The following is an 11,597-nucleotide window of genomic DNA, read 5'->3' as shown; positions in this document are numbered from 1 at the left end:
GACGGCAAAACCGATGAATGCGCTGAAAGGCTCGTCTATTTTCCCGTCCACACCGGCTTGCGCTTCTCGCTGAACGCCTTCAGCCCTTCCTTGGCATCCTCGGTCATGGCAAGCAGCGCGATCTGGCTTTCGGTGTAGGCGATGCTCTCGTCGAACGACATCGAGGCGATGGCGCGCATCGCGTATTTGCCGCGACGGATCGCGGTCGGGGATTTGTCGACGATGCGGCCGATCAGCCAGTCGACCTTGGCATCCAGCTCGGCCGTGGGCACGACGTAGTTCAGCAGGCCTGCTGCCAATGCCGCTTTCGCGTCGAAGGGCTCGCCGGTCAGCGCCCATTCGTTGACGAGCCGCGGTGGCGCGATCGACTGCAACAGGCTCAACACCTGCATCGGGAACACGCCGACCTTCACTTCCGGCAGGCCGAAGACGACGTGATCGGCGGCGACGGCCATGTCGGTCATGCAGAGCAGGCCCATGCCGCCTGCCATGCAGACGCCACCGAGGCGCGCAATCGCGGGCTTGGTCGCGTTCTGCGACAAGCGTAACAGATCGGCATAGTCGACATTCGGCTTCGAATGATCCATCGCGAAGGCCGCGCCGGAGTTCTGCAGGTCCGCGCCGGCGCAGAACGCCTTGTCGCCCGCGCCCGTCAGCACGATGATTCGGACATCCCTGTCGTCATGCGCGTCGCGATAGCCGCGCGCGATGCCGGCGATGACCTCGCCATTCAGCGCGTTGCGCTTGTCGGGCCGGTTGATGGTGATCCAGAGCGCCTGCCCTCGCTTCTCGGTGATCACAGCTGTAGTGTCGGTCATGGCACCCTCGCTTCCTTCTCTCCGTTTTGCAGCCATTTGCGGCAGCTCGGGCGGAAGGTGCAAGGGCAAACTGCGGCGCGGCGCCGCTTTAGCGCCTCGACACAAGCTTGTAGCGCGATCGCAGCGTGGGCTCAGCCCGCGACCGCTTTCCTGATCCAGACCTTGTTGTCGTGGAAAGCGGCGCCGCCGATCGGCGCGATGGTGTCCGCGCCCGTCAGCATGTTGATGCCGCGGTTACCGATATGGTTCTTGTTGGGATGAACGGACTCCGCGATCAGCACGCCGCGGCGCACGCCCTCGAACAGCGTGGCGATCAGCGTGGTTTCGCCGCGGGTGTTGCCGAGCGTCACGGCGTCGCCATGGGCGATGTCGAGCGCGGCCGCATCCAGGGGATGGATCATCACGCTCGCCTTGCCCTCGCGCGCCTGGGAGGACGGCGTCTCGTTGAAGGTCGTGTTGAGGAAGCTGCGCGACGGGCTCGTGGCAAGCCGGAACGGATGGGCCTGGTCGGCATGCTCGATCACCGCCCAATGGTCCGGCAGCGACGGCATCTTGTCGAAGTCACCCATCGTCTGGCCGAACGGCGGATGCGCCCAATCCGCTTTGAAATGGAATTTCCTGTCGGCATGGGCGAAGCCGTCGAGATAATGCGACGTGCGGAAGTCCGGCTGCAGGTCGCGCCAGAGGTCGGCTTCGAGGCCGGCAACGTCGCCGTGGTCGCTCAGCTTCAGCGTCGCCTCGATCAACTCGCGCGGCGTCAGCTCGAACCCGGGATGGCTGGCGCCAAGCCGCGGCGCCAGTGCCTGCAGCACCTCATGATTGGAGCGGCATTCCCCGGGTGGGTCGATCAGCTTCGGCCCGACCGAGATGTGCTGGTGGCCGCCGCCGTAATAGAGATCGTCATGTTCCATGAACATTGTCGCCGGCAGCACGATGTCGGCCATCTCGGCCGTCTCGGTCATGAACTGCTCGTGCACCGCGACGAACAGATCCTCGCGCGCAAAACCCTGCCGCACCAGTGCCTGTTCCGGTGCCACCGTCATCGGGTTTGTGTTCTGGATCAGCAGCGCCTTGACCGGACCCTTGCCGTGCAGCGCCTTGGAATCGCCGGTGAGGATGCGGCCGATCTGCGACTGGTCAAGCGCGCGGATGGTTGGATCGATGGCGTCATGGCCTTCGATGATGGATTCGTTGAAGTGCCACAGCGCGTAATTGTTGAAGAAGGCGCCGCCGCCTTCATATTGCCAGGCGCCGGTTACCGCGGGAATGCAGTTGGCGGCATGCATCTGCGCCGCACCGTTGCGCGATCGAGTGAAGCCGTAGCCGAGCCGAAAGAAGGTCCGCTTAGTCTGGCCAACCAATTTGGCAAAAGCCTCGATCTCCGCCACCGGCACGCCTGAAATCGCGGATGCCCATTCGGGGTTACGCGTCTTCAGATGCGCCTCGAGCTCATCAGGGCAATCGGTGTACTTGTCCATATAGGCGCGATCGGCGTAGCCGTCGCGGAACAGGACGTGCATCACGCCGCAGGCGAACGCGCCGTCGGTGCCGGGCCGCAGGATGATCTTGATATCCGCCTGCTTCATGGTCTCGTTGTCGTAGATGTCGACGGCCGCGATCTTGGCGCCGCGCTCCTTCCGGGCACGGGCGGCGTGCGTCATCACGTTGACCTGCGTGTTGACGGGGTTGGTGCCCCAGATCACCACGAGATCGGACAGCGCCATCTCGCGCGGATCGACACCGGCGATCTTGCCGGTGCCGATCGCGAACCCGATGCGGCCGACATTGGCGCAGATGGTCTGATAGAACCGCGAATATTTCTTCACATGCGTGAGGCGGTTGAGGCCGTCGCGCATCACCAGCCCCATCGTGCCGGCGTAATAATAGGGCCAGATTGACTCCGCGCCGAATTCGCGCTCGGCCCGGTTGAAGCGATCCGCAATCTCGTCCAGCGCCTCGTCCCAGCTGATCCGCGCGAATTGGCCGGAGCCCTTCGCACCCGTACGGCGCAGCGGATACATCAGCCTTTCAGGATGATGGATGCGCTCGGCATACCGGGCGACCTTGGCGCAAACCACGCCGGCCGTATAAGTCTGCTTTTTCGAACCGCGGACACGGCCGATACTGCGTCCCTCGACCACCTCGATATCGAGGGCACAGGCCGACGGGCAATCATGCGGACAGGTCGAATGGCGGATTTCGATCTTGGCGTGCTGGTTCATGTCCAATTTGGTAACACCAAAATACCCCTCAGCCGAGGGTATTTATCCGGCAACGCCCATGCGATTTGCTCAAATCGCGCGCCGCCGGTTCCTGCCGCGACCGCGAAGAGCGGCGCCGCCACACCGAAAACCGCCGGATATTCCAGGTACCATCGGCTTTGTGAGGCGTCGACAGTCCGCCTCCCCTCCCGCTACAGTGCCGGCCAACAAGAACGACAACAGGGAGGTGGGTGTGACGGCCCGACAATTCATGCTGGCGCTGGCCGCCGGCCTGCTCAGCGCATGCTACGCAGCACCGTCCCTGGCGCAGGACTATCCCAACCATTCGGTCCGGATCGTCGTGCCCTTCGGCGCCGGCGGGCCGGCCGATGTGGCCGCCCGGCAGATCGGCAATGCGCTCCAGGAGAGTTTTGGCCAGCCCTTCGTGATCGAGAACCGCACCGGCGCGGGCGGCGTCATCGGCACGGTCGAAGCGGCGAAGTCGCCCGCCGACGGCTACACGCTGTTGATGATGTCCAACACGCAGACCGCGAACGAATCGCTGTTGACGCCGGACAAGCGCAAATACGAGCTGATGCGCGACCTCGCGCCGATCGCACCGGTGAACTCTTCCGATCTCGTCATCGTGGTGAACCCGCAAGTCGCAGCGAAGACGCTGCAGGAGTTCGTCGCCCTCGCCAAGTCGCAGCCGGGCAAATTGAACTACGCCTCCTCCGGCCAGGGCACGCCCTATCACATGGCCGGCGAGCTGTTCAAAGCGATGGCCGGCATCGATCTCGTCCATGTCCCCTACCGCAACAGTGGCGAGGCCCGCAGTGGCGTGATCGGCGGGCAGGTGCAGATGATGATCGACGCGGTGCCGGCGATGGCGCCGAACATCGGCGAGAACCAGGTCCGCGCGCTCGCGACCACCGGCAAGCAGCGCTCAGCCGTGCTGCCGAACGTGCCGACCGCGATCGAGGCGGGCGTAGCCGGCTATGAAGCCACGATCTGGCTCGGCCTGATGGCGCCGGCCGGGACGCCGAAACCCGTGATCGACAAGCTCAATGCCGCCGTGAACGCAATGGTGAAGCGTCCCGACATCGTCAAACTTTGGACTGCGCAGGGCGCGGTGCCCATGTCGATGACGCCGGAAGAATTCGACAAGTTCCTGCGCGGCGACATCGAGAAATGGGCCGACGTGGTCAAGAAGTTCGACAAGTCCTGAGGCCGCAGAGCGACAATGCCGACCATTCAATTCCAGCTCAACGGCACGGCGGCGGCCGTGGATGCCGATCCGGATCAGACGCTGCTGGACGTGCTGCGCGGCCGGCTCGGCCTCACCGGTCCGCATTTCGGCTGCGGGGCCGGCGAGTGCGGCGCCTGCCATGTCATGATCGGTGATCGCGCGATGGCCTCGTGCGACATGCCGATGTGGTCGGTCGCCGACAAGGAGGTCGTCACGGTGGAAGGTCTCGGCACGGCGGAGCAACCGCATCCGCTGCAACGTGCCTTTATCTCCGAGCAGGCGATGCAATGCGGCTATTGCGTCTCGGGAATCCTGATCAGCGCGGCGGCGCTGCTGAAGCGCAATCCGTCGCCGACGGAGGCCGAGGTGAAAACCGCGCTTGACCGCAATCTGTGCCGCTGCGGATCGCATAACCGCATGGTCCGCGCCGTGTTGCGGGCGGCCGCGGAGATGGCGACATCATGACTGTGCCGTCCCCTGCCCCGACACTGCCGGTCAGCCTTGCGGCCAATCCAAAGCTGTCATCCTGGGTGAAGCTCATCGGCGAGGGCCGTGTGGCGATCTCGCCCGGCAAGGTCGAGATCGGCCAGGGCATCGTCACGGCCCTGGCGCAGATCGCAGCCGACGAGCTCGACGTCGATATTGGCCGCATCGAGATGATCCGCGCCTCCACGGCGGCAAGCCCGAACGAGGGCGTCACCTCGGGCAGCCTTTCGATTCAGCAGTCCGGCCGCGCGCTGCGCCACGCCTGTGCCGAGGTCCGCCGGCGCTTCCTCACCGCGGCATCCGAACGTCTCGGCGTCGATGCATCACTGCTCGAGATCCAGGACGGCACGATCTCGGGCCCCGGCAATGTCAGGACCAGCTATTGGGAGTTGGCCGGCGACGTTTCGCTCGACCACGACGCCATTGCGGGCGCGACGGCGAAGATCGTCGCCATGCGCACTGTGGCCGGACATTCGGTCCAGCGCGTCGACATTCCAGACAAGGTGTTCGCACGGCCGCGCTTTATCCATGACTGTCCGCTGCCGGACTTGCTGCACGGACGCGTGCTGCGGCCGGACATCGCGGGCGCCAGGCTGATCGCGCTCGACCAGACGGCTGCACGAGCCGTGCCCGGCCTCGTCGCGATCATCCGCGACGGCGGTTTTTCCGGCGTGGTCGCCGACAGCGAGGCAGCGGCGGAAGCCGCGCTGAAAGCCTTGCGCAAGGGGGCGACATGGTCGGCCGGCGAGCCGCTGCCCGATGAAGATGATCTCGCCGGGTTCCTGAAGAGCCAGCCGGTCGAGACCACTGTCATCGACACCAGGACCTCTGCGGCAACGATAAAGAAAGCTGCTCGCACCCTCCGCCGGCAATACATCCGTCCCTACATCGCGCATGCCTCGATCGCTCCATCCTGTGCGATGGCCCAATGGAACGGCGATCGCGTCCACGTGTGGACGCACAGCCAGGGCGTCTACCTGCTGCGCGCCGATCTCGCGATCGTGCTCAAGCTCCCAGCCGAGAGCATCGTGGTCGAGCACATGGAGGGCGCGGGCTGCTACGGACACAATGCTGCCGACGATGTCGCGCTCGATGCCGTGCTGCTGGCGAAAGCGGCCGGCGGCCGTCCGGTGCGGGCGCAGTGGTCGCGCCACGACGAGATGTCCCACGCGCCGTTTGGCGCGGCGATGGCGATCGAGATCGAGGCCGATCTCGATGCCGACAACGAGATCGTCGGTTGGCGCCATGCGATCTGGAGCAACGGTCACGCGGCGCGGCCGGGGCGCGCGGCCCAGCCCGCGCTGCTCGCCGCAACCGAGATTGCGACTCCCTGGCCGCGCATGGTCTCGACCAATCCGCCCGCGGCCAATGGCGGCGGCGGCGACCGCAACTCCGTTCCGCTCTATGACCTCAAGGCCTGGACGGTCACGAGCCACCGGCTGCTGACCATGCCGGTGCGGACCTCGGCGCTGCGGACACTTGGCGGACAAGGCAATGTGTTCGCCATCGAGTCCCTGCTCGACGAGATCGCCACCCTCCGCGGCGAAGACCCGATCGCGTTCCGCTTGCGTCATCTGCGCGACGAACGGGCAAAGGAGGTGATTCGCGCCGCGGCACGACGCGCGCAGTGGAAACCGCAGAAGCAGTCCGGCATCGGTCATGGCGTCGGCTTCGCCCGCTACAAGAACATGGGGGCCTATTGCGCCGCCATTGCGGAGATCGAAGGCACTGATGACATTCGCGTCAAGCGGCTGACGCTTGCGGTCGATGTCGGCGAGGCCATCAATCCCGACGGCGTCATCAACCAGATCGAGGGCGGCGCGATCCAGGCGACGAGCTGGGTGCTGAAGGAACGCGTCCGCTTCGACCGGACGCGAATCACATCGACGTCCTGGACCGACTATCCGATCCTCACCTTCAGCGAGGTGCCAATGGTGGATGTCGAGATCGTCCAGCGGCCGGAGATCGAGCCGGTCGGCGCCGGCGAGGCCGCCCACGGCCCGGTGACGGCGGCGATCGCGAATGCCGTTTACGATTGCGTCGGCGCGCGCGTGCGCGACCTGCCGATCACCCGCGACAAGATCATTGCAGCCATGGAGCTGGCATCGTGACGACAGTGAGCATTTTGAGCGGAGGCGCGGCGCAAGGCCTGGTGCGCGGCCTCAGCGATCCCTTCAAGACGCAGACCGGCTTCGGCATCGACGGCGAGTTCGGCGCGGTCGGCATCATGGCCGACAAGCTGCGCGCGGGGACGGCGGCCGATCTGGTGATCCTGACGCAGGCGCTGCTTGCAAAGCTTGCCGAAGAGCAGCTCGTCATCCCCGCCTCGATCTCGGATGTCGGGCGAGTCGAAACCGCGCTGGCGCTCCGCAGCCGCGATCCCAGGGTGACAGTGAAGACTGAAGCCGATCTGCGCGAAGTACTGCGCAGCGCCGACGCGATCTACGTACCGGACACGAAAGCCTCGACCGCCGGACAGCATGTCGCAAAGGTGCTGGATCAGCTCGGCATCGCCTACGAGGTCGCCTCGCACCTCAAGATCTTTTCCAACGGCGCGACCGCGATGCGGGAGCTTGCGGCATCCAGCGCCGCGCATCCGATCGGCTGCACCCAGGCCACCGAAATCATCGCGACCGACGGCATCGCACTGTCAGGAGCGCTGCCGCCGGGCTGCGAGCTCGTGACGATGTACACGGCCGGCGTGACCACGCGGGCCGCACATCCGCAAGAGGCGGCCGCGCTGATCGCGTTGCTGACCGGCGCAAACCGCAAGGGGCTTCGCCAGCGCGCCGGCTTCACCGGGTAGGTAAGCGCCCTACGTGTGCAACTGGGTGAGGCCGGTCGGCGGCCCGTCGACGGCAGTCCAGCCGCCATCGACGAACAGCGTGCTGCCGCTGACATAGCTCGCGGCGTCCGAGGCGAGATAGGCGACGGCGGTCGCGACCTCGTCGGCGCTGCTCCAGCGGTTGAACACGGTGTGGCCGGCGTAGAGATTGTAGATGTCGGGACGCTGCTTGAACGGGCCGGTCAGCGCGGTCTCGGCGATGCTCGGCGCGATCGCGTTAACGCGCACGCCGGAGCGTCCAACCTCGGAAGCAAAGCCCTTCACCAGCAGGCCGATCGCCGCCTTGGTCGAGCCGTAGACGCCGAGGCCCGGCTCGATCGTCACCGCCCGCACTGAGGAGCAGGCAATGATGCTGCCGCCCTTCTGCTCGACCATGATGCGGCCGAAGGCCTGGAAGAACCAGACCGTGCCCTTGATATTGAGGTTGAGGACGCGGTCGAGATCCTCCTCGGTGTAATCGAGGATGGTCTTGCGGATGTTGAGCCCGGGCGTCGTCACCGCGATGTCGAGCCGCGAAAATTTCTGCATCACGGTCTTGGCCAGCGCGTTGACGTCGGCCGCGCACGCGGCGTCACACGCAGCCGCTTCGGCCCAGCCGCCCTTCTCACGAATGCCGGCGGCAGTTGCTTCGGCGGCGTCAATCGCGCGATCGGCGCAGACCACACGGGCGCCGAGCCCGGCCAGCGCCTCGGCGGACGACTTGCCGATGCCGGAGGCGGCGCCGAGCACCACGGCCGTCTTGCCGGTGAGATCGAAGAGCTTGCGATAGTCAGTCACGGATAGATTCTCCTGTATTGCTGCTATCCCTTGTAGCCCATCAGCAGGCGCGGCAGCCACAGCGAGAAGGCGGGGACGTAGGTCACGAACATCAGAGCTGCGATCAGGGCGGCGTAGAACGGCAGGATGGTGCGCATCACCGCGCCCACCGAGATGCCGCCGATGGCGCAGCCCACGAACTGCGTCGTCCCGACCGGCGGGGTGTTCAGCCCGAGCGCGCAGTTGATCAGCATCAACATACCGAACTGCACCGGATCCATGCCCGCCTTCATCGCGATCGGCAGGAAGATCGGCGTGCAGATCAGGATGGTCGCTGCCATGTCCATGAACGTGCCCAGCACGAACAGGATGACGTTGATGAGCAGGAAGATGACCCAGGGCTGCGTCGAGACCTTGCTCATCATCTCGCCGGCGAAGTCGGCGACCTCATAAAGCCCCATCAGATACTGGAACATGGTGGACACGCCGATCAGCAGCAGCACCACGCCCGTGGTCTTCACCGCCTTGGCCGCAGCGCGCAGGAAGTTCGGCAAGGTCATGGTGCGGTAGATGAAGAACGTCAGCAGGATCGTATAGGTGACCGCGACGGCTGCGGATTCGGTTGCCGTGAACACGCCGGACAGGATGCCCGCCAGGATGATGCCGACGATCAAAAGGCCGGGCAGAGCGGCTGCGAACGAACGAAAAACCGCGGGCCAGCCCGGGAACTTGCCGGCCGGATAGCCTCGCTTCACCGCGACCGCGTAAGCGGCGACCAGCATGCACACCATCAGCACCAGGGCCGGCAGGAGGCCGGCGGCGATCAGCGCGCCGATCGAGACCTTGCCGCCGGCGGCGAGCGCATAGATGATCATGTTGTGGCTGGTCGGCATCAGCGCTCCGACCAGCGAGGCATGGGTGGTGACGTTGACGGCGTAGTCGGTGTCGAAACCTTCCTTCTTCATCATGGGGATCATCACCGCCCCCATCGCCGACACGTCGGCAACGGGCGAGCCGGAGACGCCGCCGAACAGCGTGCAGGCGACCACGTTCGACATGCCGAGCCCGCCGCGGATGTGTCCGACGAGATTCTTGGCAAGCTGCACGATCTTGTCGGCGACGCCGCCATGCAGCATCAGCTCACCGCTGAAGACGAAGAACGGGATGGCGAGGAAGGAGAAGATGTTCATCCCCGACATCATCTGCTGGAAGATGACCGCGACCGGCAGGCCTTCGTAGAGGATGGTGCAAATCGCCGAGAGGCCGATCGCGAACGCGACCGGGACGCCGAGGACCAGGAAGCCGAAGAAAGTGGCGCCGAGGATGATCAATTCCATGAGGGGACGACCTCTTCGCCGCGCAGGAGAGCGATGATGTGCTCGATTGAAAAGGAGACGATGAGGACGCCGGAGGCGATCAGCGGCACGTAGCGGATGACCTCGGGCAGCCCGAGATTGGGGATCTTCACGGTTCCGACCGAGGCTCCGAGGATCCAGCCGTTATAGGCCATCGCGACGCCGAAGCCGGCGACCAGGACGTGGATGACAAGCTCGATCTTCTCCCGCGCGCGATCCGGCAGCATCACCAGCAAACTGTCCATGCCGATATGCCCGGCATCGCGCACGCCGACGGCGGCGCCGATCAACGTGACATACAGGATCAGAACCAACGCAAGGTTCTCCGTCCAGGTCGGGCTGGAATTGAGCACGTAACGTCCGAACACCTGGTAGAAGACGATGGTGACGATGACGAGCAGCCCGGTCACCGACAGGTACATCCCTAGCCGAGCGACGGGTGCATTGATCCGGGACAGCAAGCCGGTGGACGGGCGTCCGGCTACGTCCAGTTCGTGGTCTGCGACGTGAGGGTCTGTCATCCAAGTCTCCTTGCAAGTCTCCTTGCGCGGCTCCAATGCGTTGGTCAGGCGTCGCCAGTCGGCAACGCCGGACCGACGCTATGGCCTTACTTCGTGTCCTGGATACGCTTGACGAGGCTCTTCAGCTTCTCGTCACCCGCGAACTTGTCGTACACCGGCTTCATCGCGTCGACGAATTCCGCCTTGTTGGCGATCGTCACGACCTGAACGCCGGCCGCTTCGACCGTCTTGCGGGAGGCCTGCTCGCGTTCGTCCCAGAGCTTGCGCATGACGGGCACCGATTCCTTGGCCGCCTTGCGGACCATCGCCTGGTCCTCCTTGCTCAGCGTGTCCCAGACCGTCTTGGACATCACGAGAACTTCGGGCGCCAAGGAGTGCTCGGTGACGTTGTAGAACTTGGCGGCCTCGAAGTGGCGCGAGGACTCGTAAGAGGGCCAGTTGTTCTCGGCAGCGTCCACCAGACCGGTCTTGAGAGCGGTATAGACCTCGCCATAGGGCATCGGGGTCGGATTGGCCCCGAGGCTCTGGATCATGCCGACCCACAGATCGGATTGCTGGACGCGAATTTTCAGACCCTTGACGTCCGCGAGCGACTTGATCGGTGCCTTGACGGTGTAAATGGACCGGGCGCCGCTGTCGTAATAGGCAAGGCCGATCAGGCCTGCGGGCGCCATGGCCGCCAGGATCTCGTCGCCGATCGGGCCGTCAAGGACAGTGCGCATGTGCTGCGTGTCCCGGAAGATGAAGGGCAGGCACAACGCGATGGTTTCCGGCACGAAGTTGTTCAAGGGCGATGCGTTGATCCGCATCATGTCGAGGGCGCCGATCTTGAGCTGCTCGATGGTGTCCTTCTCGGAGCCCAGCGCACCGTTGGGGAACACCTTCACGCCGAGCTTGCCGCCGCTCGCCGCGGCGAGCTGCTTGCCCATGAACTTGACGGCCTCGACGGTTGGATAATCGGCGGGATGGATGTCGGCGGAACGGAAATCGCGTGCGGTCGCCAAGGGGGCTGAGACCGCCAGCAGAGCGGCTGCGATGACGCCGGTGAGTATCTTCATCTGGGCTTCCTCCTGAGGTGATTATATCGTTGGGCAGATGCTGCGGGCCGCCTTGGGTCGCTCCACTTCCGGTGTGAAGTCAAGCGCCATCGTCGTCCCTAGGGCGCGCGGCATTCTCTGTCCAAGCCAAATCCGGCATCGATCAATGCTAGAGTTGCATCGATGGATCAGACCGGCTTTGGGCAGACAGCCGGCTCCTCGTCCAGTTTTTCCGAAATCATCTGTCGTCTGACGCGGCAAGCGCTCATGCGCGTTGCTTGACGCCGCCGGTGCGGCCCCCTCAAGATGCTGCGAAGCAAAACGGACCA

General features: G+C 64.9%; 10 protein-coding genes. 4 read left to right on the top strand and 6 right to left on the bottom strand.

All coding sequences use genetic code 11. The features are described 5' to 3' along the window. Positions 1-35 precede the first annotated feature (35 nt). Entirely contained in the window at positions 36-818 is a 783-nt protein-coding gene (locus IVB54_RS13140; protein ID WP_247452861.1) for an enoyl-CoA hydratase/isomerase family protein, read from the bottom strand. Between the two features lie 131 nt (positions 819-949). Beyond that, the gene (locus IVB54_RS13135) at positions 950-3,040 is read right to left on the bottom strand and encodes a molybdopterin-dependent oxidoreductase (RefSeq protein WP_247777268.1); all 2,091 of its coding nucleotides are present in this window, start codon (positions 3,038-3,040) and stop codon (positions 950-952) included. Between the two features lie 250 nt (positions 3,041-3,290). Here IVB54_RS13135 and IVB54_RS13130 point away from each other — a divergent pair, with 250 nt between their 5' ends. Genes IVB54_RS13130 through IVB54_RS13115 form a run of 4 tightly spaced genes read left to right on the top strand, consistent with a single transcriptional unit; the run spans position 3,291 to position 7,560 of the window. Next, positions 3,291-4,247, top strand: coding sequence for a tripartite tricarboxylate transporter substrate binding protein (locus tag IVB54_RS13130; protein WP_247452936.1), 957 nt, complete (start codon positions 3,291-3,293; stop codon positions 4,245-4,247). Between the two features lie 15 nt (positions 4,248-4,262). Further along, the gene (locus IVB54_RS13125; RefSeq protein ID WP_247452864.1) at positions 4,263-4,733 is read left to right on the top strand and encodes a (2Fe-2S)-binding protein; all 471 of its coding nucleotides are present in this window, start codon (positions 4,263-4,265) and stop codon (positions 4,731-4,733) included. After that, positions 4,730-6,865 carry a molybdopterin cofactor-binding domain-containing protein gene (locus IVB54_RS13120; RefSeq protein WP_247452865.1) on the top strand — a complete coding sequence of 712 codons (2,136 nt, stop codon included), beginning with the start codon at positions 4,730-4,732 and terminating at the stop codon, positions 6,863-6,865. The genes IVB54_RS13125 and IVB54_RS13120 overlap by 4 nt, the downstream gene beginning before the upstream one ends. Then, the gene (locus IVB54_RS13115) at positions 6,862-7,560 is read left to right on the top strand and encodes a substrate-binding domain-containing protein (protein ID WP_247452867.1); all 699 of its coding nucleotides are present in this window, start codon (positions 6,862-6,864) and stop codon (positions 7,558-7,560) included. Before IVB54_RS13120 ends, IVB54_RS13115 begins: the two co-directional genes overlap by 4 nt. Before the next feature lie 9 nt (positions 7,561-7,569). Here IVB54_RS13115 and IVB54_RS13110 read toward each other — a convergent pair whose 3' ends face one another. From IVB54_RS13110 to IVB54_RS13095, 4 genes are all read right to left on the bottom strand, one after another. Next, positions 7,570-8,376: an SDR family oxidoreductase gene (locus tag IVB54_RS13110; protein WP_247372927.1), complete on the bottom strand. Its 807-nt coding sequence runs from the start codon at positions 8,374-8,376 to the stop codon at positions 7,570-7,572. 23 nt (positions 8,377-8,399) lie between these two features. Then, on the bottom strand, positions 8,400-9,692 hold the full coding sequence (locus IVB54_RS13105; RefSeq protein ID WP_018454806.1) for a TRAP transporter large permease: 1,293 nt from the start codon (positions 9,690-9,692) through the stop codon (positions 8,400-8,402). Next, complete coding sequence (locus IVB54_RS13100) at positions 9,683-10,231, bottom strand: TRAP transporter small permease (protein WP_026232817.1); 549 nt, start codon at positions 10,229-10,231, stop codon at positions 9,683-9,685. Before IVB54_RS13100 ends, IVB54_RS13105 begins: the two co-directional genes overlap by 10 nt. An 86-nt stretch (positions 10,232-10,317) precedes the next feature. Next, positions 10,318-11,289: a TRAP transporter substrate-binding protein gene (locus IVB54_RS13095; RefSeq protein ID WP_085349491.1), complete on the bottom strand. Its 972-nt coding sequence runs from the start codon at positions 11,287-11,289 to the stop codon at positions 10,318-10,320. Positions 11,290-11,597: the final 308 nt, after the last annotated feature.

It is taken from the genome of Bradyrhizobium sp. CW1 (assembly GCF_023100665.1).
In the GTDB taxonomy this organism is placed as follows: Bacteria; Pseudomonadota; Alphaproteobacteria; order Rhizobiales; family Xanthobacteraceae; genus Bradyrhizobium; species Bradyrhizobium canariense_D.
The sequence above is the reverse complement of the archived record's forward strand: the minus strand, read 5'-3'. Positions and strand labels throughout refer to the sequence as shown.